At 44.6% G+C, this 21974-nt stretch carries 20 protein-coding genes; 6 read left to right on the forward strand and 14 right to left on the reverse strand.

Annotation, left to right across the window (positions count from 1 at the left end; genetic code table 11):
• Positions 1–4: 4 nt before the first annotated feature.
• Entirely contained in the window at positions 5–754 is a 750-nt protein-coding gene (locus L0U88_RS00215; RefSeq protein WP_234863465.1) for a GLPGLI family protein, read from the forward strand.
• 9 nt (positions 755–763) lie between these two features.
• Here the strand turns inward: L0U88_RS00215 and L0U88_RS00220 are convergent, their stop codons facing one another.
• The 4 genes from L0U88_RS00220 to L0U88_RS00235 all read right to left on the reverse strand — a co-directional run bounded on the left by L0U88_RS00220 (position 764) and on the right by L0U88_RS00235 (position 6947).
• The gene (locus L0U88_RS00220; RefSeq protein WP_234863466.1) at positions 764–2614 is read right to left on the reverse strand and encodes a glycoside hydrolase family 13 protein; all 1851 of its coding nucleotides are present in this window, start codon (positions 2612–2614) and stop codon (positions 764–766) included.
• A gap of 24 nt (positions 2615–2638) precedes the next feature.
• A complete protein-coding gene (locus L0U88_RS00225; protein ID WP_234863467.1) occupies positions 2639–4048 on the reverse strand; it encodes an MFS transporter in 1410 nt (469 codons plus the stop codon).
• Positions 4049–4206: 158 nt separating this feature from the next.
• Positions 4207–5484: a glucose-1-phosphate adenylyltransferase gene (locus L0U88_RS00230; protein WP_234863468.1), complete on the reverse strand. Its 1278-nt coding sequence runs from the start codon at positions 5482–5484 to the stop codon at positions 4207–4209.
• Between the two features lie 44 nt (positions 5485–5528).
• Positions 5529–6947 carry a glycogen synthase gene (locus L0U88_RS00235; protein WP_234863469.1) on the reverse strand — a complete coding sequence of 473 codons (1419 nt, stop codon included), beginning with the start codon at positions 6945–6947 and terminating at the stop codon, positions 5529–5531.
• A gap of 141 nt (positions 6948–7088) precedes the next feature.
• Here L0U88_RS00235 and L0U88_RS00240 point away from each other — a divergent pair, with 141 nt between their 5' ends.
• Together L0U88_RS00240 and L0U88_RS00245 are read left to right on the forward strand one after the other, a co-directional pair.
• A complete protein-coding gene (locus L0U88_RS00240) occupies positions 7089–8693 on the forward strand; it encodes an MFS transporter (protein ID WP_234863470.1) in 1605 nt (534 codons plus the stop codon).
• A 12-nt stretch (positions 8694–8705) separates the two neighbouring features.
• A complete protein-coding gene (locus tag L0U88_RS00245; RefSeq protein WP_234863471.1) occupies positions 8706–9701 on the forward strand; it encodes an ROK family protein in 996 nt (331 codons plus the stop codon).
• Positions 9702–10072: 371 nt separating this feature from the next.
• Here the strand turns inward: L0U88_RS00245 and L0U88_RS00250 are convergent, their stop codons facing one another.
• The 3 genes from L0U88_RS00250 to L0U88_RS00260 are packed head-to-tail and all read right to left on the reverse strand — an operon-like array spanning position 10073 to position 12941.
• Entirely contained in the window at positions 10073–11116 is a 1044-nt protein-coding gene (locus L0U88_RS00250) for a phosphodiester glycosidase family protein (protein WP_234863472.1), read from the reverse strand.
• Positions 11117–11172: 56 nt separating this feature from the next.
• Positions 11173–12120, reverse strand: coding sequence for a lipoyl synthase (gene lipA / locus L0U88_RS00255; RefSeq protein ID WP_234863473.1), 948 nt, complete (start codon positions 12118–12120; stop codon positions 11173–11175).
• Positions 12121–12137: 17 nt separating this feature from the next.
• On the reverse strand, positions 12138–12941 hold the full coding sequence (locus tag L0U88_RS00260) for a hypothetical protein (RefSeq protein ID WP_234863474.1): 804 nt from the start codon (positions 12939–12941) through the stop codon (positions 12138–12140).
• A 50-nt stretch (positions 12942–12991) separates the two neighbouring features.
• Here L0U88_RS00260 and L0U88_RS00265 point away from each other — a divergent pair, with 50 nt between their 5' ends.
• The gene (locus L0U88_RS00265) at positions 12992–13396 is read left to right on the forward strand and encodes an OsmC family protein (RefSeq protein ID WP_234863475.1); all 405 of its coding nucleotides are present in this window, start codon (positions 12992–12994) and stop codon (positions 13394–13396) included.
• Here L0U88_RS00265 and L0U88_RS00270 read toward each other — a convergent pair.
• The 4 genes from L0U88_RS00270 to L0U88_RS00285 are packed head-to-tail and all read right to left on the reverse strand — an operon-like array spanning position 13384 to position 16742.
• A complete protein-coding gene (locus L0U88_RS00270; protein WP_234863476.1) occupies positions 13384–14655 on the reverse strand; it encodes a DUF2851 family protein in 1272 nt (423 codons plus the stop codon). The genes L0U88_RS00265 and L0U88_RS00270 overlap by 13 nt on opposite strands.
• Positions 14656–14698: 43 nt before the next feature.
• Positions 14699–15268: a Maf family nucleotide pyrophosphatase gene (locus L0U88_RS00275; RefSeq protein ID WP_234863477.1), complete on the reverse strand. Its 570-nt coding sequence runs from the start codon at positions 15266–15268 to the stop codon at positions 14699–14701.
• Positions 15265–16197, reverse strand: coding sequence for a geranylgeranylglycerol-phosphate geranylgeranyltransferase (locus L0U88_RS00280; protein WP_234863478.1), 933 nt, complete (start codon positions 16195–16197; stop codon positions 15265–15267). Before L0U88_RS00280 ends, L0U88_RS00275 begins: the two co-directional genes overlap by 4 nt.
• A gap of 23 nt (positions 16198–16220) precedes the next feature.
• Entirely contained in the window at positions 16221–16742 is a 522-nt protein-coding gene (locus tag L0U88_RS00285) for a KdsC family phosphatase (RefSeq protein WP_234863479.1), read from the reverse strand.
• Positions 16743–16854: 112 nt separating this feature from the next.
• On the opposite strand from L0U88_RS00285, the gene L0U88_RS00290 reads away from it, so the two are divergent.
• Positions 16855–17871 carry an SRPBCC family protein gene (locus L0U88_RS00290; RefSeq protein WP_234863480.1) on the forward strand — a complete coding sequence of 339 codons (1017 nt, stop codon included), beginning with the start codon at positions 16855–16857 and terminating at the stop codon, positions 17869–17871.
• Here the strand turns inward: L0U88_RS00290 and L0U88_RS00295 are convergent.
• Positions 17852–18661, reverse strand: a complete 810-nt coding sequence (locus tag L0U88_RS00295; protein ID WP_234863481.1) for a Rossmann-like and DUF2520 domain-containing protein — start codon at positions 18659–18661, stop codon at positions 17852–17854. The two genes, L0U88_RS00290 and L0U88_RS00295, sit on opposite strands and share 20 nt — an antisense overlap.
• A gap of 16 nt (positions 18662–18677) precedes the next feature.
• Between L0U88_RS00295 and L0U88_RS00300 the strand changes: the two genes are divergently transcribed.
• Positions 18678–19520, forward strand: a complete 843-nt coding sequence (locus L0U88_RS00300) for an alpha/beta hydrolase (protein WP_234863482.1) — start codon at positions 18678–18680, stop codon at positions 19518–19520.
• Here L0U88_RS00300 and L0U88_RS00305 read toward each other — a convergent pair.
• A complete protein-coding gene (locus tag L0U88_RS00305; RefSeq protein ID WP_234863483.1) occupies positions 19517–20176 on the reverse strand; it encodes a protein-L-isoaspartate(D-aspartate) O-methyltransferase in 660 nt (219 codons plus the stop codon). The genes L0U88_RS00300 and L0U88_RS00305 overlap by 4 nt on opposite strands.
• Positions 20177–20220: 44 nt before the next feature.
• A complete protein-coding gene (locus L0U88_RS00310) occupies positions 20221–21945 on the reverse strand; it encodes a phospho-sugar mutase (RefSeq protein ID WP_234863484.1) in 1725 nt (574 codons plus the stop codon).
• Positions 21946–21974 lie beyond the last annotated feature (29 nt).

The following is a 21974-nucleotide window of genomic DNA, read 5'->3' on the forward strand; positions in this document are numbered from 1 at the left end:
GAATATGAAAAAGCTGTTTGTTTTTAGTATAGCGTTTTGCGTCGGCTTGATGAGTTTTGGCCAGGCCCGGTTCCTGGGAGCAGGTACCATTGAGTTTGAGCGGAGAATAAATATTCATCGCCAAATGGAAAGGGAAAATATGGAGGAAGAAAGTGATTTCTGGAAAGAATTTATGTCCAAGCAACCCCGTTTTCAGAATTCCTATTTCAACCTTGCATTTAATAAAGACAAAGGTATTTACCAGCCAGGCCGGGAACCAGATAAAAAGCTGGAGCCCTGGTTATTGGGACCAGCAAAGGAGAATACCGTATTGACAGATTATGCGACCGGACTGCTTACCAGTCGCCGCAAGGTTTTCGAAGAAAACTTCATTGTAACAGATAGCCTGAGCCGGTTGCAATGGAAACTGAGCAGTGAAACACGTGAAATAGCAGGTTTTGAATGTCGTAAGGCAGTTGCTGTGATCAGTGATTCTGTTTATGTGGTGGCATTTTATACGGATGAGATCCCCGTTAGTGGCGGACCAGAATCCTTTGGTGGATTACCCGGTATGATTCTGGGCTTAGCTGTTCCACGCTTATATACCACCTGGTTTGCTACCAAAGTTGAAATCACCGAAGCTCCTCCCTCTGCATTTAAAGTGAATGAAAAGGGCAAAAAGATTGCAGGTAAAGAGTTGGCTCCTTTTCTTCAATCCACCTTCACCGATTGGGGTAAACGAGGAGAGAAATTCATCTGGTGGAGCCTTCTTTGAGCCAGCATTCTATTTTAGTTCCAGCACCAGCATTGATAAGGGGCGTAAGCTAATGGATCCTGTTAAGGAATAGCTAGCTCCAGTGGGGATATCGATCCCACGGTTGAAGCCCGCTGTACGTTCATGGAAGCGTTTCCCTTCAATGGTTTTGGCTTCCGTCATGGTATTCATGATGCACATGATGGTCTGGTTGCCATCATACCGGAAATACACATAAACACCATCTTCCGGAACAAATTGCATCAATTTACCCGTTTGCAGCGCAGTTGATTTTTTGCGAAACTGTGCCAAGCTGCGGATATGGTTGAAAATCGCATTTTCTTTATCTGTCCGACCGGCAGCTGTAAACTTGTTCTCCTTGTCGCCTGGCCATCCACCTTTAAAATCCAGCCGAACCCAACCGTCGGGATTGGTAAAACCTGTCATCAGAATTTCATTTCCATAGTACAATTGAGGGATGCCCCGGAAGGTTAATAACCAGCTCAATGCCATTTTGTATTTCGCTGTATCCTCTCCTATCACACTGTAAAAGCGGGCAAGGTCGTGGTTATCCAGGAAGATCACCTGCTTCATCGGATCCTTGTACATATAATCCTGCGCTGTTGTAGTATAGAGCTTATTTACTCCGTCGGTCCAGCCGAATGGTTTGGTCAAAGATTCCTGGATACCATAAAAAAGTGTTTGAAAATCGGTTGTGCCGGGCAGATTACTCCTGAAGGGAACATCACCCAGGGTGTTTTCTGTAAAATAAGCCTGGTTGGGAACGCCGTGTACCCAGGTTTCTCCAAAAATGCTGATTCGTGGATATTCCTCCAGCAATGCTTTGTTGCAACGATTCATAAAATCAAGATCATTGTAGATATAGGTATCCACTCTCCAACCATCCACCCCGAATTCTTCAACACTCCAGATTGCATGCTGGATGAGGAAATTCGCTACGTAGGGATTGCCCTGGTTCAGGTCGGGCATCATGGGTGTGAACCAGCCATCCAGCATTTTGGCTTTATCGGCCTTGCTGGCATAAGGGTCAAATAATACCTGGTCTTTGTAATTGGTTCCGGTGTAGGATGGCCACTCATGTAGCCAGTCTTTCATTGGCTTGTCTTGTACGAAGAAGTGGTAAAGCCCGGTATGATTATAGATGACATCTTGAATAAGTTTCATGCCGCGCTTATGTAACTCATCGCTCAGGCGAAGGTAATCTTCGTTTGTGCCTATCCGTGGTTCAACCTTGTAATGATTGGTGATGGCATAACCATGCTCGGTACGATCCGGCATATTGTTCTGCCAAACAGGCAGGCTCCAAAGAGCAGTTATACCCAGGTCCTGCAGGTAGTCAAGGTGATTGATGATACCTTGTAAATCACCTCCATGACGGTGGAAGATAGAATCGCGGTTCAGTGTCTGATCAAGTAGTCCGGGTATTTTGTCATTGGCAGGATTGCCATTGCTGAAACGATCCGGGATTAATAAATACACCAGGTCTTCTGAACGAACTCCCTGCGCATAGGTGACACCGTTACCTGTACGGCGAGCTTTTAATGGCAGGCCGGCTTTCATTGTATTCTTACCCAGTTTGCTGCTGATTTCCAGTTTGCCTGGTTTGGCGGCACTGGAAACTATTAAATCGATGAACACATAATTCGGGTTTTCGGCAGGTTGTATTTTCTCCACAACAACACCCGGATAGTCTGCAACAGTTATAACCCCTTTTCCAAAATCCTTGCCATGAACCATTACCTGCACTTTCGGATTTTTCATTCCCACCCACCAGTTCGTTGGATAGCAATTGATTTCCTGCGCAAGGGCAACAAAACTTCCCAATACAACCACCAATAAAAGACAAACTCTTTTCAACATATGAAGCAATTAAAAAATATAAGATCAGGATTCGGTTAGTATTCGTTTTTTCTCCTGTTGGATTTTAATCCAGCCTTCATCGTACACGAAGAGCACACTGATAGCCGCGCAAATCATGAAAAAGCCTGCCAGTACGATGGCGTAGATTGGCTGACCATCGTAAATGTTTTTTACAATCCATCCGTTGACCAAACCGTTTACAATTTGAGGGAGGGTGATGAAGAAATTGAAAATGCCCATGTAGATACCCAGTTTGCCTGCAGGAATTGACCCTGATAAAATAACATAGGGCATGGCGAGAATACTAGCCCAGGCCAGTCCCACCCCTACCATTGAAAATTTCAGCATCGTAGGATCTTTCAGAAAATAAATGGAAATCAGGCCAATGCCCCCTGCAAATAGAGAAATTGCATGGGTCATTTTACGACCAAACTGCCGGGCTACGATTGGAAGCATTAGTGCATAAATCATAGCTACAAAATTGTATACGCCAAAAGCCGAACTTACTTTATTGCCGGCATCGTTGTATTCAACAGACTTTGAATAGTCACCCGATAATCCGTACACATGGGTGGCAACAGCATCTGTTGTAAATACCCACATACTGAACAGTGCAAACCAGCTGAAGAATTGAACCAGTCCCAGTTGTTTCATAGTCCTGGGCATTTTTCCAAAATCTTTGAAGATATCGAGCAGGCTGGATTTCTCCTGCGAGTGATCCGGCTTCCCGTGATATCTTTCATATTCTGCCGGCGGATATTCTTTCGAATAAAAAACAGTAATCAGGATGGCTGCCATAAAAACGGCGGCCCCGATGTAAAATGAGTATTTTATATTATCTGCCACACCGGATGCACCGGCTTCTTTACTGAATCCGGATTCAGCAAGCAATTCGGGAAGAATGGATCCCACAACGGCACCCAGTCCGATTAAAAAGGTCTGGATACTGAACCCCAGCGTACTTTGTTTATCCGACAAATTATCCGCTACCAGGGCCCGGAAGGGTTCCATCGCGATGTTGAAGGAAGCATCCATTACCATCACCATACCGGCACCAATCCAGAGTGCAGGGATCAGTCCGGCCAGGCTGCCGGAATTCGGTAAAAAGATCAGTGCCAGGGATGATAAAATCGCGCCTGTTAAAAAATAAGGTTTCCGACGGCCTACCCGGTTCCAGGTTTTATCGCTGTAATGACCGATGATGGGTTGAACAATCATGCCTACAACCGGTGCCACCAGCCAAAAGGCCGGCAGGTGTTCTACATCTGCTCCAAAAGAGCGCAGAATTCTGCTGGTATTACCATTTTGTAAAGCAAAGCCAAATTGAATTCCCAGGAAGCCAAAACTCATGGTGACAATCTGGGCAATGGAAAGCGTAGGTTTGGGAATTAATCCCGTTTTAGGTTGCCCGCCTGATGGAGCCGTTACCGCCATAGCAATCGTTTTATAATGTGTATGTATTACACAACGTCCGAAAATAAGGAAAAAATGTGAGACGTGAAACGTCAGACGTGAGAAGTCAAACGTGAAAAAAAGGGTGTCCCTATCCCCGGAACACCCTTCTCACATCTCACGTCTGACATCTCACATTCTCAGATCACAAATCCATTTGGTATCACTGCGCCTTTTTTCACAACTACAATCCCATCTTTCACCGTGTATAAGGCATGATCACAGTTTTCGAGGTGAGAGCCACCATTGATACGAACATCATCGCCAATGCGAACATTTTTGTCTACGATCGCATTTTTGATATAGCAACGATCCCCGATTCCAAGGATCGGCTGACCATTTTGACGGGCCAGGTTCATGTCCTGGATGGTTTCGAAATAATCATTCCCCATAAGGTAACTGTTTACCACGGTGGTACCATTGCCGATCCGGGAACGGATACCAACTACTGTATTTTCCACCCGGGAAGCATTGATGATGGAGCCTTCAGCGATGACTGTTTTTTCCAGGGTAGATCCACTGATTTTTGCCGGAGGCAGCATGCGAGCACGGGTATATATCGCATTTTTGTTGTCGAAAAGATTGAACTCAGGAATGTCTTTGGTCAGGCTGATATTTGCTTCAAAGAAGGAATAGATATTCCCGATGTCTGTCCAGTAACCATCATATTGATAGGAGCAAACCTTGTATTTGTGAATGGACTCCGGGATGATTTCCTTTCCGAAATCAGTGGCATCTTTTTTCTCGTTCTCCAGCAAGTCGAACAGCAACTTGCGATTGAAAATGTAAATACCCATTGATGCCAGGTAATTTCTTCCCTGATGGCGCATTTCATCACCCGTATCGCTGATCCATTCGGAGAGGATATCCTTTTTGGGTTTCTCTACGAATGATGTGATAAATCCGTCCGCCGCTTTCAGAATACCAAATTCGGGGGCTTCTCTTTCCGCAACCGGAATGGTGGCGATGGAGATATCAGCTCCGCATTTTTTATGATTCTCCAGCATTTCACTGAAATCCATCTGGTACAACTGATCCCCGGAAAGAATCAATACATATTCACTTTCAAAAGGTGTGATATGACGCAGGCTTTGACGTACGGCATCTGCGGTACCCTGGAACCAGGTAGGGTTATCCGGAGTTTGTTCCGCTGCCAGAATATCCACAAAAGCTGCACTGAATGCACTGAAGTGGTAGGTATTCTTGATATGTCTGTTCAGGGAGGCCGAATTGAACTGAGTTAGTACGAACATCCGGTTGATATTGGAGTTCATACAGTTAGAAATGGGGATATCAACGAGGCGATACTTCCCAGCGATGGGAACGGCTGGTTTACTTCTGCTGGCGGTCAGTGGGTAGAGGCGGGTACCTGCTCCACCCCCGAGAATAACGGCAAGTATTTCTTTGCTGATTGACATATCGTAAAATTTGGATTAGACTGGTTTATGGTATTGTGGGCCTATTAAGGTAGTAAAGATTTGTATAAATCGATGTATTGTTTCGCGCTTACATCCCAGCCGAAATCAAGTTCCATCAGTTTGCGCCGGATGCCATCAAAGCGAAGCTGGTCTTCGTACAATTCAACCGCCCTGTATACACCATGCGTGATATCACCCACACTGGCATTATTGAAGGAAATGCCATAACCACCAGGCTCTCCGATATCAATGACCGTATCGCGCAACCCGCCGGTACGACGAACAACAGGTACCGTGCCATAGCGCATGGCATACAACTGGTTGAGTCCGCAGGGTTCAACACGACTTGGCATCAACAGGAAATCTGCACCCGCGTACATACGATGACTGAGTTGCTCATTGTAACCGATTTTGGAATTATAGAACCCCATCCAGTAGGAACGCATATTTTCCAATTCCTGTTCAACATGGGTTTCCCCACTGCCCAGTACCAGGAAGTTCATACGCTGATCGATATAATAGAGTGAATCTCCAATGGCACGGGGCAACAAATCAGCAGCCTTCTCTCCTACAAGCCTTCCAATGAACACGAATAATGGTTTGTCCGGATTGAGATTAAATTCGGCGCACAATGCTTCCTTATTTGCTCTCTTACCCGCTGCAAGGGAATCAATGGAATAGTGATCAGTCAGATAACTGTCGGTTTCAGGATTCCATACATCACTGTCAATACCATTAATAATACCTGCACATTTCCCTTTTTCGTATTCAAACAGCGCTTCCAGGCCATTGCTGTCCTGCCGCATTTCATAAAGATAACTCCAGCTGACGGTGGTTACCTTCCAGGCACTGCGAATGCCTGCAGCAAGCGGATTGATCATATTATTCCAGTCCAGTATGCCCCAGCGCCAGCCATCCCAATGCGGAATATAGTCCGACTTACTCCAGTCCATCCAACCCTGGTATTGGGCATTGTGGATGGTCAGCACGGTTGGAATATCTTCCAGGTGTGAATACTGGTAGCAGTATTTCACCATGAAGGGAATAAGGGCTGTATGATGGTCATGTACATGCAGGATATCCGGACGATGTTTCCAGGAGCTCAACCAGTCGACTACTGCGATCTGGAAAGATGTGAAACGCTCCGTATCATCCGCGTACCCGTAAATTTTTTCCCGATCCAACAGTCCGTTTATATCAACCAGGTATAAATCAAATCCGAGTTTGTTGGTAGTTTCTTTGATGATGGTATAATCAAACCAGGTATTACCCAGGTAGGCACTTGATTTATGTACCACCTCCCATTTGTTTTCATACAGGAACTTGGTCCGGTACATAGGCATCACCACTTTGTTGATATGACCGGCTTCTGTCAGGTACTTTGGTAAAGCACCTACCACATCACCTAATCCACCTGCCTTCGCCACGGGATAACATTCGGCTGAAACATGAAGAATCTCCATAGAAATAATTACGGTTGAATATAATAAGAAAATGGATTGGGGGGACGATCAATTGAAAAAATTTCAGGCAAATGAAATTCTTCCTATTTTCACTGATTCAGTGCAAGTTCTAATTGCCAAACCAAAAACCTGGATTTTATCATGTCGCAAACCAAACAACCAACCAATACAGGTGCTTTAGCGACGCTTGTAATGGTCTTCTTTTTCTGGGGCTTTATCGCCGCTTCCAACAGTATTCTGATTCCATTCTGTAAAACGCACTTTGATTTAAATCAATTTCAGAGTCAGCTGATCGGCTCAGCGTTTTATGGGGCCTATTTTATAGGCAGTCTGATTTTATTCATCGTTTCCAATAGTTTGGGATATGATATTTTAAACAAGATCGGTTATAAGAAAGGAATTATTTACGGATTATGGATCTCCGTGCTGGGTGCCTTGCTGATCATTCCTTCTGCCAATGCCAACTCCTTTCCGGCGCTGCTTGGGTCGTTGTTTGTAGTTGCTTTAGGGTTTTCTTTGCAGCAGACGGCTGCCCAACCTTTCGCTATTGTACTGGGTGATCCATCCACAGGAACGCAGCGTCTGAACCTGGGTGGTGGTGTGAACTCGCTTGGTACTACCCTTGGGCCCATTATCGTGAGCTTTTTCCTTTTCGGATCGGTTTCTGATGTGGGTAAAGAAGTTACCATAACTAATATTAATACACTGTACATAATTGTAGCTGCTGTTTTTGCCGCAGTTGCCCTCTTTTTCTCCTTTTCAAAAAATCTGCCCGATGGCAAAAACGACGAGCGGTTTGAAAAGGCCAATAAAGCGGCGGGTGCTTTGTTGATGATGACAGGTGTTATCCTGGCAATTATTTTGGTCGGACAGTTTACGGATACCAGCAAACTGGTGTTGCTAATGCTAACCCTGATCGCTGTTGTGGCTATACTTTTTTACTCCAATGCTTCGGCGGTTAAGAGTCCGGAAGGCTGGGGTGCCATGCGTTATCAGCAATTGATCTATGGGATGCTGGGCATTTTTGTATATGTGGGTGTGGAAGTAACCATAGACAACAATTTCGGTGCATTGCTGAAAACGCCGGGCTATTTCAATGAAGTGGGACTTGATGAAAGTGAAATCTCTCATTTTATATCCCTGTATTGGGGAAGTTTGATGATTGGCCGATGGACCGGTGCCATTGGTGTATTCAACCTATCGGCGATGGGTAAACGAATTGCGACGATCGTGGTTCCCTTTATTGCTTTTGCGGTGGTGTTATTTGCCAATCATCTCAAAGGAAATAATATCAGTGATCTTTATGGCTATTCAGTAGTTGTAGTGATCATGATCCTGGCGTTTTTCTATGGTCAGGAAAAACCTGTTAAAACCTTGCTGACCGTATCGGTATTGGCTACCATCTTTATGCTGATTGGGGTCTTTACAAAAGGAATCATATCTGTTTATGCCCTGATGGCCGGCGGCTTGTGTTGTTCGGTTATGTGGCCTTCGATCTTCTCGCTGGCTGTTGCCGGATTAGGCAAATACACCAGCCAGGGCTCAGCTTTCCTGATTATGATGATTTTAGGTGGAGCCGTTATTCCACCTTTGCAGGGGGTGCTCGGAGATATTAAGGATATGCATTTTTCTTATTTATTAGCGGCTGCCTGTTTTGCATTCCTTGCTTATCTTGCGATCAAACTTAAAAACGTATTAACCTCCCAGGGGCTGGATTTCGACAGCCAAATTGGTGGTGGACATTAATTGCAAGCGAACATGAGCATGACTAAAATTCCTTTAGAATACGCCATTGGTGTGGATATCGGCGGTACCAATACCAAGTGTGGTATTGTGAATCGTCGTGGTGAAGTACTGCAGTATGAACAGTTATCAACACCGGAATATGAAAGTCCGGAAGCCTTTGTGGATGCGCTTTGTGTGCGGCTGAATCTGATGATTGAAAAAGTCGGAGGAATTGAGCTGATCAAGGGTATTGGCATTGGTGCGCCGAACGGTAATTATTACACCGGAACGATTGAATACGCTCCGAATCTGCGTTGGGTGGGCGTAGTTCCCCTGGCAGATATGGTTAGCCAGCGCATGGGCCTGGCAACTGCGCTTACCAACGATGCCAATGCGGCAGCAGTGGGTGAAATGCAATATGGAGCGGCCAAAGGCATGCGCGATTTCATCACCATTACGCTGGGTACCGGTGTTGGAAGTGGCATTGTGGCAAACGGTCAGCTTATTTATGGCCACGATGGTTTTGCCGGCGAATTGGGACATACGATTATTCGTCCGGGTGGCCGACCACACTGGTCAACCCAACTCAAAGGTTCCCTGGAAGCCTATGCTTCCGCTACAGGTGTGGTATTAACTGCCAAAGAAATGCTGCAGAATGAACCGGAGAAACCCAGTATGCTGCGTAAGTACAATTTGGAGGAGTTAACCAGTAAGCAAATCTTCGATTGTGCTATGCAGGGAGATGAGATTTCACAATCGGTGTATCGGTTTACCGGACAGATCCTGGGTGAATCCCTGGCCAATTTTGTAATGTTTTCTTCCCCGGAAGCGATCATCCTGTTTGGTGGACTAATCAAAGCAGGTAATCTCATTTTTGATCCAACGATTGAGCATATGGAGCGGAACCTGCTGCCAATCTTCAAGAATAAAGTGAAGGTTATCAAGAGTGATCTTCATGAGGCCGATGCCGCCATTCTGGGAGCGAGCGCATTGGTATGGGAGATGAAGCAGAGTAGTTCGTCGCTGTGAGGAAGATGTGAGATGTGAGACGTCAGACGTGAAAAGTGAAAAGTGAACGGTGAAAGATTGTGAAAGGAAAAAAGTGAAAAAGGAGCCGGGATTTGCGGCTCAGATTCAAATAAAATCCCGGTCAAATTTAATTTGACCGGGATTTTTTATTAATAAGGTCCAAAATCACCCACTCTTTCCAGATTTTTATTGGTGGTAATATGAATCAGCTTCCAAGCATAGGATTGCCTCTAAGTGACGATACTAGTTGTATAATTTTGTAGGGTATAATTACAATTGTTTCTGGTGTTTGAACTTGATAAGGCATCTCAAAGGCTTGATTTCTTCTCACATCTCACATCTCACGTTTCACCTTTCACCATTTTCACCTTTCACTTCTCACCTTTCACCTTCCATACCATCGCTGCCGGTACTGCCCGTTGACCCTCTTTATCGGATGGCCGGATGGTTTCCTTTCCGTTGACCAGCATACAGGAACTACCGCCTCCATCCAGGTTGAGCGCTTCCATACAGCCCAATTGAACAAGAATTGCTGCTGTTTCGGTAAGGGTGGCACCTGCTGCAATACCAGGATTTCTGCCCTCGATGACCAGCACAATTAGTTTGCCTTCTTTTGTATAACCAATAGCTGTTCGGGGATGAGCATCGTTGATTGCATTTCCGGCAAATTTTCGCTCCTGGTTATTGGTAATGTTTATTGTGCTGTTTTGAACCAGCACAGGGCCTCCTCCAATTACCGTTTGCATTTTCCATCGGTGGAGTTGAGTACTGAATGAAGAATGATTGACAATGGTGGTTGAGCTTTTCGCATTGGTCAATAAAAATGTAGTACTGCTATCTTTGATTAATGGAGGAGCCCATTGCGTCGCATATGGTTTTCGTTTGTTCTTCGCTGTGAAAGTCCAGGCAACGTCCATTTCTCCTTTCTTATTAATTCCAAGCGCACTTACAAATGGATGATAGTATAACCCGCTGTCAACTCCCCTGCCTGCTATGGTATGCTGATTATAAGCCAGCAATCTGCCCCTATTAACAATAATGTTCAGGTTCAGATTGTCTTTAAAGGAAAAGAAACTGGTATTTACGACGAGTACCGGATGATTGTTTTTCTCATAAAACCCGGCCGGACTGAGCCGCCGGTTTTGGGTGGTATCATGCTCAATCTGCAATATACCGGAACGTGGATCAGCAATCACATAAAATGCACGGAAGGGTTTGTTCTGATACATCCCTTCAAATGAATATACGTCCATACCAGGTGGTAATGGACCGAAATCAGATGTCCTGTTTTGCCAGTTAATCGAGCTATTGTTTTGGGAATCAGTATCACTTGTAATACTACTTACATCCTGGGCATTGGCAGTGAATGGAAAAAATAAAAGGCCGGTTAAGGCCTTTAAAAAAATATTACTCATGCTATTAACTTGAGAGTTGAATTCAATGTTAGTTCAGTGAGGAAAAAACTGTTACATCAGGAAGCTTTATAAACTTCCATACCCTCCTTTTCTTCCATCCATTTCTGCTTTCCATACCCGGGAATAACATGACGCTCGGAGTGATAAGAAGAACGCACCAGCGGACCACTTTCCACGTAATCAAGTCCCATGTTATAACCGATTTCACGGTACTCAGCAAATTCATCCGGGTGCACAAACCGATCTACCGGTAAATGCTTTTTAGTAGGCTGAAGATATTGCCCTATTGTTACTACATCCACTCCGTTATCGCGCAAATCGGTCAGTGTCTGGATTACTTCTTCTTTGGTCTCTCCCAATCCAAGCATAATACCACTTTTTACACGCATACCACCTTCTTTCAATGTTCTCAGCACTTCCATGCTTCTCCAGTATTTTGCCTGGATACGAACGCGTTTGGTAAGTCGCTCTACAGTTTCAATATTATGCGAAACCACTTCCGGGGCGGCATCAATTACCCGCTGAATCTGGTCTTTTATGCCCTTAAAATCGGGGATCAGGGTTTCCAGGGTGGTTTCGGGGTTCAACTGCTTCACAGCTTTAATGGTATTGTACCAAATAGTAGAACCTCCATCTTTCAGTTCATCCCGGTCTACAGAAGTGATAACCGCATGTTTCACTTTCATCAGATAGATAGCTTCCGCTACCCGCTGGGGTTCATCCCAGTCAACCGGGTCAGGCCGTCCGGTAGCTACTGCACAAAAGCCGCAACTCCGGGTACAGGTATTGCCAAGGATCATAAAAGTGGCAGTGCCTTCGCCCCAGCACTCTCCCATATTGGGACAGTTACCGCTTTCACATATTGTATGAAGCTTATGTGTATCTACAAGAGAACGAACATGTTTATAACTTTCCCCGGTGGGAAGTTTAACTCTAAGCCAATTTGGCTTTTTGATAGCAGACTCAGATTTCGGAACAGCTGCAACTACGGGTAATTCCTGCATAATGGAACAAAATTACATTACTTACGCTTACCAAAGAGTACGGTTACGTAAGCATTAAAAAACAGGTTCCTTTCTTTATTGTTCACCATCTGCAGTACCGACTGGCTATAATATTCAAGGTTAACCCCTGCTTCAATTGCGGAAACCACTTCATTGAAGCGGCCATAATCAAAGCGAAGTGCTGCTTTAGCATGTGCACCCGGATTGAATTTTACCTCTCCCCATCCTACTGTAAAACCGGAAGCTCCCAGGTAAGCATACTGGCGGAAATCGTCAATTTCTGTAAAACGTTTACGGCTTCTTTCCTCGGTGGTACGATCCACTACATCTACATAGTACGGCTTCTCTAGTCCGAAGCTGATGCCACCTGCCCAGATGCCGGTTACAGATACCCCGTTTTTATTGCTTTTTCCACCAATCAGGTATTGCTGACCGTAAGCTCCTTTTAATTGATAAAAATTATTAGCTTTCCCAAAAACATATTGATTCACGTTCCCGGTGAACAAATCAATACTTCCGGCATCCTTATCTTCCTTGGGATGTTTTTTTTCGTTGAATTCAATCTGAATTAACCTCGTTTTGCGTGGTGTGATAAATTTCCCCTTTTCAAAAAAGATTCCCCAGCCATCACTATTGAGTCTTAATCCGAATACATTGTGTTTATCGAAAATCAATTGCCCTTCTTCTTCCATCTTCAACAAGGCATTGATTCTTTCTTTTTTTTCAGCTTTCTTATCCTTCCTGGAGGACGCGGGATTGGATTGGGCCCATACCATGGTTGTCATCACAATTCCTATCGGTAATAACAAGATTTTTTTCACAGTCATTTTTTTAGGTACCTGCTAGCGTAAATTTATACAAAAATAACAGCATGACAGCATCCGTTGTTTACGAAGGACATTTACGTTGTAAGGCCACACACCTGCAGAGCGGTACCTCTATTGAAACTGATGCCCCAACAGATAACAGGGGAAAAGGAGAGCGTTTTTCACCTACAGATATGGTTTGCGTAGCGCTTGGAACCTGCGCCATTACTACAATGGGCATTAAAGCACAGGATATGGGAATTGAACTGGCTGGTACTACCATTGATATTCAAAAACACATGGTCAGTGACCCCAGAAGAATAGATAAAATTGATGTTATACTGCGTTTCCCACAAACGTTAAACCTAAGTGAAAAAGATCGGGTCATCCTGGAAAGGGTTGGAAACAACTGCCCGGTGTTTAAAAGTTTGTCTCCGGATGTTAACATGAACCTGGTTTACGAATGGTAAGGTTCTTTTAATAAATAGCGACCAATAGAACAATCCAGGCAGCGTCTTGCCTCGCAGTAATACTTCTTAAGTTCAATCAGGGCCTGGCTTTCAAGTGCCGTTTCGGAAGTGGCTCCCGCACGTTGCCACTGTTTAATCAGCGCATTTCGCTCAGCTGGCAGACTGCCAATCCAGTTGATTGCTTTTTGCTGAAGAGCCGGCTGCTGTTGGTGAACTCCTGCTGCATACAGGTAAGGAATAATCACATTTATGAGTAGCTGCTGGATCAGTTCTTCACCCGTATGCTTTGGCTGATAGGGAGAAGCTTCATCAAGCGTAAAATGATAATGCCAGAAATCATTGGCGGTTATATCGAGTGTTCTTGTTATATCTGACAGTTTTTCTGCTTCCAGCCAACTCCTGCTGAACATACCCTGCTGGTGCCAGAGCATGGCCAATTGTGCCAGCCGTACTTCCGGAAATGCAGTCGGACGCATGCGTAGTTTCTGCATTCTGCCATGTAATTCCGGTAATTGATACTTATGTTGCAGATACTGATATTCGCGTTGTAATAACTGCACATAAGGATCAGGGTTGGATTCCTTTAACAGGTTTGCCTGCCCCAGTAATAACGCCTCGAGTTGTATCACCTGGTCCTTGTGTCTTGCCATGATACGGGAAGGCAAACTCTTAGCTACCTGCTCAAAAAAATCACCGTTCACTACTGAGCCCATATACCGGGCCATCCAACACCAGCAGGCATCGTTCCAGTTATGATTGCAGGATTTGTATAAATTGAGTAAATCCTTTGCCTTGCGCTGAATCCGTTCCCGTATCAATTGCTGCTTCCAGCCTGCCCAGTAATCAGCAGTTATTTCCGGTAGCCATTCCTGGCAAACCAATTGCCCACCCGATTGCATTAGCTGTTCATACCTGTCTAACAGGATGGCCGATACCCGGTGGTGCAAAACCAGGGTCGGCAAACTGGCCGATAAGCGTGGTGCATCATTTTCCCAAACTACGTGCAGGATTACGTTGTTGTAAGCTGGATCTGTTTGGTGGCGATGCTGGTACCATTGCGAGCTTTTTACATGTATCTCTACATTTCCCGCCCAGGTGGTTCCATCCAGCAGAATTCGCGCATTGAGAAAATCAGGTCCCTGGTCGTGATTCCAGGTCCCGGGATCACGGATGATCAACTGTTCACCGCTTTCCAGCACGAGATCATTCAACTGGAAATATTTTTCCTGCCAGATAAACTGCAAGAGTCGCTCTTTCATTTTTTTGTTGAAAACTAAGCTCCTCTCGTTTGCCGGTCAAGCGTTAAAACACCTGAGTTTGCAGGGTTTGAACAACACGACTAACTGGCAATCCCATTACATTGTAGAAATCACCTGTAATGGAATGAATTCCAACCACGCCTATCCATTCCTGGATGGCATAGGCGCCGGCTTTATCATATGGACGATAATGGTCTACATAATAAGTAATCTGCTCCAGTGTCAACGGATGAAACTGTACCCTGGTGATGTCTGAAAATGACCATTCCTTCTCTCCTTTCCGTATAACCACGCCCGTTATTACCTGGTGCGTTTCGCCGGAAAGGGCACTTAAAATATTTATTGCATCCTCCCGGTCTTTAGGTTTTCCAATGATTTGTTTGTCCAGTACCACAATGGTATCCGCAGCCAGCACAAGTCTTTCTTCTAACAATTCTTCCTGTATTACCCTGGCTTTTTCTCTTGCTATGAAGATGGGCACTTCTTCCATAGCTAAATCAGGAGGAAAGGTTTCAGCTGTTTCTTTCACTTTTATTTCAAACGGGATCTCTGCCCATTCCAATAATTGTTTTCTTCTTGGAGATTGCGAAGCGAGTATAATTTTTTCCATCATAAATACCACTTAAAAAACAGCAGTGTCAGTATGCCTGCAAGCATAATAACTTTTATTAAAGTACTGAGCCGGTGAAAATCGGCTGGGGTTTGCGCTTTTTTCAAATCCAGCAGAAACCTGATTAAAGGAAGGATGACGGCTAATAAGGAAAACAATACTCCAATCCACCAGCCTTTAAACAACCCGATCACCTGAATAATGACCATGCTGGCCAGTAATACAATTGTCCAGATGCCGACAAATAATTTACTTGCTTGCAGTCCCCATACAATAGGCATGGTTTTGCAGCCATACCGGTCGTCTCCTTCCCGGTCTTCCATATCTTTTACCACTTCCCGGATCAACGAAATAATAAATGCAAACCCACTATACAAAACCGCGTATTTAAATACATTCTTGAACGCCAGGATATAATCAGGATCATCAAATCGGCTGATACGCATCTCGGCAAAATACAGAACAAGAATCACCCAGGCAGTTAATAAGGATATCAGGATATTACCAATGAGCAATTGTTTCTTAAATGTGGTACTGTATAACCATAACAGGATCACACAACCGAAATTGGCAAATCCAATGATCGGATTTCGCAGTTCCCAGGATACATAAAAAGCAAGTACGATACCAATACTGGAAAATATAAAATGCCAGAAGATCGCCCAGCGCCTGCTTATAAAACGCTGCACTACGATTGCGTCCGGTTTGTTAACCTGGTCAATATTCAGATCGAAATAGTCATTGATGATATAACCGGCTGCAGCTATCAGCACCGATGAAAGCCCTAGCATACCAAATATCGGCAGGCTCAGCTTCAGGTTTACTCCGATGGTTGGCTGCAGAATGCAATAGTAAAATAACAGCTGGGTTACTACAATAAAAACCAGGTTAGGCCAGCGAACCAGTCGGAGAAATGCAGCGATTGTTTTCAAGTTTACGCTTTCAGTTTTTCAATTTATTTGCTTGATACGGTAGTATCGATCTGCCAGTCGCCTTTTAATTTCATAATTTTTTCCAATACATCCCTAACGCAGCCCTCTCCTCCCTTTTGCTGACTTATATAAGCGGCTACCTGCAAGATTTCCGGAGCTGCATCTGCAGGAGCACAGGGTAATCCAACCAGCTGCATCACTGAAAAATCCGGAATATCGTCACCCATAAAGAGGATCTCTTCCCACTGTAACTGCTGCCTGTTTCTGTATTCTTCCAATAAAGCAGCTTTGTTCTCCACTTTGAGATAAACCTCCTGTATACCGAGTTTCTGTAAGCGTTCCCGTACGGCTTCTGACTGACCGCCAGAAATGATAACTACCCGATAACCCTTCTTTACCGCCAGTTGCAATGCATAGCCGTCCTTGATGTTCATGCGACGTACCATTTGTCCGTCTTCCATCAACCACAGGGTTCCATCGGTTAATACGCCATCAACATCCAGGACAATAGTGGTGATCTTGCGAAACTGATCCAGAAGGTTCATGATAATTTGATTTCAGCGGACAATTAATTTATTTACGGGTAGCGAGCAAAACTAGCAAATGGTGCTTAGACTAACAGGATTTTCACTACTTTAATAGTCCTAAAACCAACATATGAAAAGGGGAATCCGCATTTTGATCTGGATTGCGGCAATCTTAGGTCTTTTATTACTGATTGGCGCTTTCCTGCCCGGATCCGTTACTGTCTCAAGATCTACCAGTATCAAGGCACCGGCTTCAACTGTTTATGGACTTCTTACCGATCTTACTACTTACGATGCCTGGATGCCATGGAACCAAATCGATTCCAATATGAAAAAGACTTTTGGTCCTGTTACCAAAGGAAAAGGAGCCTGGTATTCCTGGTCAAGTGAAAATTGGAAAGTAGGTGAAGGTAAACTGGAAATTTCAGCTGTGGTGCCAAATCAGTCAGTTACTACCGATCTTGTTTTTGGCGGTTCGGATGAAATCAATAAAGCCGAATGGACACTGGAGCCGGATGGAAATGATACAAAGATTACCTGGACCATGCATGCTCATTTCGGTCATAATCCCATCAGTCGCTGGTTTGGTTTATTTGGCGAATCCATGATAGCGCCAGATTTTGAAAAAGGACTTGCTCAACTAAAGCAAAAAATTGAGACGGGTGAACTCCGTTTGCCAGAACCTAAAATGATGGTTGAAACCATTAAAACGGCCCCTTTCCAGGTATTAACCATTCTGGACACAGCAGCTGTACAGTCGGATATCGGTCCGGTTTTGCAAAAGGCCTATGGAGAAATTGGCGAATTGATCAATAAAGATCAGCTGACTTTTACAAGCGCCCCCCTGGCCTGGTTTTATTCCAACTCAGCACCTTATGTATTGGAGGCGGCCATCCCCGTAAATAAGGCTCCGGGCAATACAGCTGGGCGGATCAAATACAAAACGGTTCCTGCTGAAAATGCCGTTGTGGTGCATTTTTACGGTCCTTATGAAGAAACAAATCTGGCGTATGCCAAAATTCAGGATTGGCTGAAAGCCAATAATAAAAAGGCAAAAGGTACTCCCTACGATGTTTATATGGATGATCCAACTACAAAAAAATCCATGTACGAAGTCCGTACCGATATCATTCAGCCTTTTGAGTAATGGTTTCCAGAACCTGTGATTTGTAGGAGATGATTTCTTCCGTGAGGTGCTCATACAGATCTTTCCAGTCGGGGTGCGGACTCATCAGCTCCAGGTGCCTGCGAATAGTAGAATGATCTTCCCGCATAGCAGGACCTGTTTGCCAGTTGAAGGGATCTTTTACAGGTTCATTGTCTGGTTCCAGCCGCATAATGGTTTCTCTTATCAATGGTAAGAGCAATTCAAAGGAAAGCTGGTGTTCCTGGCATAAACGATAGGCGATACTAAACATTAGGTTGGGAAAATTATTCACCCATACCGCACTAACATGCATACGTAAACGCTGCTGATCGCTGACTGACTGGCAGGAATTTCCTATGGACAGTACGAGTTTCTCTAATTGATCCAGGTCATCTGCATGGGCTGCCTGTATCAGAAAGGGCACGGAACCGCTTGCTGGTAGGGTCCCTTTTAAACTTTGTAAGGGATACAGCACTCCACAACGTGTCGACACTCCCTGCAATACAGCCATTGGTACAGTTCCTGCTGTATGTACTACGAGCCGGTTATGCAGTTGCCATTTCAACATCAGTTCCGGCAGCGCGCGATCCGCCAGGGCTACAATATAAAGATCGGCATCAGGTGTAATGGATGAAAATTCAGCCGTGAATCCGGCTCCAAGTTCCCTGGCTAAAGCCTCCCCTTTTTCCTTTGTCCGGTTCATCACCTGCAGGATCTGGTGACCCTTTTGAACAAAGATTCTGCCTAACGTTCCTGCCACATTTCCTGCACCGATCAAAACAATTTTCATATCGTAACTTTACAGCATGAAATTAGCACAAAAGCTGGCCCTGAATTACCTCCGGGCTAAATTGAATTTTACAGCCGTGTTTTCCAAACGCAAGGCTGCGGAAATGGCTTTTGAGATTTTTGCCACTCCTTTTCGTCGCTCAAAGAAGAAGGAAGCTCCTGTTTTTCAGAAGGCAGACAGGCTCTTTGTTCAGGTGGAAGGCAAGCGCGTAGCTGTTTACAGATGGAATAAGGGGGGCATACGAAAAGCGATGATCCTGCATGGATTTGAATCCTCCTCCTGGAATTTTGATCGTTATATTGGTCCGCTTATTAAAAAGGGATACGAAGTCATTGCCGCAGATGCTCCTGCACATGGTGCTTCGGAAGGAACCCAGATCACATTGCCACTTTATGTTAAAACCATTGCTACTATCTACCAGGAGTTTGGTCCTATTCATAGCTTTATGGCACATTCATTTGGAGGTCTCGCGATCGTGCATTTTCTGGAACAGGTGCCACACGACGACCAGGTTCGGGTTGCATTGATTGCGCCTGCTACAGAAACAACAACAGCCATAAAAAGCCTGTACAAAATGCTGCAACTGGATGAAAAAGTTCAGGAGTCATTTGAGGAGATTGTTCTTGAAAGAGGTGGTGTGGCTTCTTCCTATTATTCAATACCCCGGGCACTGCAGCATATTCACGCTTCGATTTTATGGATTCATGATGAAGACGATGATGTAACTCCCCTCAAAGATGTAAAACCAATTATCAAAAAAGCACCAGCTAATATAGAATTCATGATCACCAAAGAGCTGGGGCATCGGAAAATCTACCGCGAAAATAAAGTAGTGAAAAAAGTAGTGGAGTTTCTTTAAGTTCCTTCCCGTCCACCGAGCATGGGCACAAAGGAAAAATTATCAAAAACCTCTTCACTGTAACTGCCATCTGCTTTTTTCGTGAGGCGCAGCATGCGTTGTACCACACCCTCACCAACCGGTATTACCATTTTACCGCCGGTTTTAAGCTGGGAAATGAGTTTCTCCGGAATAAAAGGTGCCGCTGCTGTTACAATTACTTTATCGAAAGGGGCATATGTAGGCAGGCCTTCAAATCCATCCCCATAGAAGAATTTGATGTTGGGATATTTTTTCAGGTAACTGAATCCCCTGTTCTGATCAAACAGGGCTTTCTGTCGCTCGATGGTAAATACCTGTGCACCCATTTCCGCCAATACGCAGGCCTGGTAGGCACTTCCGGTTCCGATCTCCAGCACTTTATCGAATGGTTTGATCTCCAGCAACTGTGATTGATAGGCAACCGTGTAAGGTTGGGAAATGGTTTGACCTACCGCAATCGGAAAGGCTTTGTCTTCATACGCTTTATCATCAAACGCTGAATCCAGGAAATAATGACGCGGTAATTGGAGAATGGCATCCAGCACGCGTTCGTCTGTGATGCCCTTCTCCTTTAAATGATCTACCAGTTTTTTCCGAAGTCCTTTATGGCGATACGTATCTTCAAATCTTCTCATACCGCCCGCAAGTTATTGAAAAGGATCGGATGCCAAACCATCGCTTATAATTTCATGTCGCTGATAATGCCTTTGATTTTAGCATCCAGTTCAGCTTCCTTAGCTGCAAAGGCTGCGCTGTCTGGAAGCTTTGTAGATACGCTGAAGTAAAACTTGATTTTTGGTTCGGTACCACTGGGCCTTGCTGAAATCTTGCTGCCATCAGCCAATATAAATTGCAACACATTGCTTTTGGGCAGAGCGATTTTCCATTCTTCTCCTGTTTGCAGATTTTTACCCTGCTGCAATTCATAATCCAGTAACTGCACTACTGCAGAACCATTTATCGTTTTTGGAGGATTGGAGCGATACCCTTCCATCATAGCAGCAATCTGCTGCTGCCCATCCATACCTTTTTTGGTAATGGAAATCAAATGCTCCTTGAAGAATCCATATTGTACATAGAGGTCGATCAGTTTCTGATACAGACTTCTTCCCTTGTCTTTTTCATAGGCAGCCATCTCACAGAGAAGCGCAACCGCACTTACGGCATCCTTATCACGTAACTGAGGGCCAATCATCAAACCATAACTTTCTTCCCCACCAATCACATAATTTTCTTTTCCTTCTTTTTCCTTGATGAGTTCTGCGATCCATTTAAAGCCGGTCAGAACATTGTAGCAGGCGATATTGTTCTGTTTCGCAATTTCATCAATCAGTTCGGTGGTAACAATGGTTTTTACTACCATATCATTGGGCTGTGCCAGGCCTTTCGCTTTTCTGGCTTCAATCATGTAATTGAATGCCAGCACGGCAGTTTGGTTGCCATTCATCAGCACCCAGTTGCCATTGCTGTCTTTCACACCAATGCCTACCCGATCTGCATCCGGATCAGTTCCCAGGAGAATATCAGCATCGATTTCTTTTGCTTTTTTCAACCCAAGCGCCATTGCATCGGCTTCTTCAGGATTGGGATAATTTACCGTAGGGAAATTTCCATTGGGTTCAATTTGTTCCTTCACGATGGTAACATTTGTGAAACCAAAATCCGCCAGTACATCCGGAACCAGTTTAATACCTGTTCCATGGATGGGGGTGTAAACAATTTTCAGGTCTTTCTGGCGGGCGATAACATCCGGATAAATGCTCAGATTTTTTACCATTTTCCGATAGGCGGTATCCATTTCTGCTCCGATCAGGGTAATATTGGCTTCACCGCCAGACCATTTTACTTCATCTACAGAAGCGATTTTTTCTACCTCCTTGATCACATTTTTATCGTGTGGTGGTACCAGTTGTCCGCCATCGTTCCAATAGGCTTTGTAACCATTGTATTCTTTGGGGTTATGCGAAGCGGTACAAACCACTCCACCCTGGCAGCCCAGGTGACGGATACTGAAACTCAGTTCCGGAGTGGGGCGCAGGGCTTCAAATAAATATACTTTGATACCATTGGCCGCAAACACATTGGCTGTGGTTTCAGCAAAAAAGCGGCTGTTATTGCGACTGTCATGTGCAATGGCCACTTTGATTTCAGTATTCGGAAAAGAGGCTTTCAGGTAATTGGAAAAACCCTGCGTAGCCATGCCTACCGTGTATTTGTTCATCCGATTGGAACCCACTCCCATAATACCCCGGAGGCCGCCGGTTCCGAATTCCAGACTGCGGTAAAAAGAATCAGTCAGTTCAGTTGGATTGTTTTTGATAAGGTCTTCAATGCTGGCTTTGGTTTCGGCGTCGTAATTGCCATTCAGCCACTGGTCTACTTTTGCTTGTATTGCTGCATCCATATGGTTCGCTTTTTTAATCGGGGTTGAAG

Source organism: Flavihumibacter fluminis, assembly GCF_021491375.1.
GTDB classification, from domain to species: Bacteria; Bacteroidota; Bacteroidia; order Chitinophagales; family Chitinophagaceae; genus Flavihumibacter; species Flavihumibacter fluminis.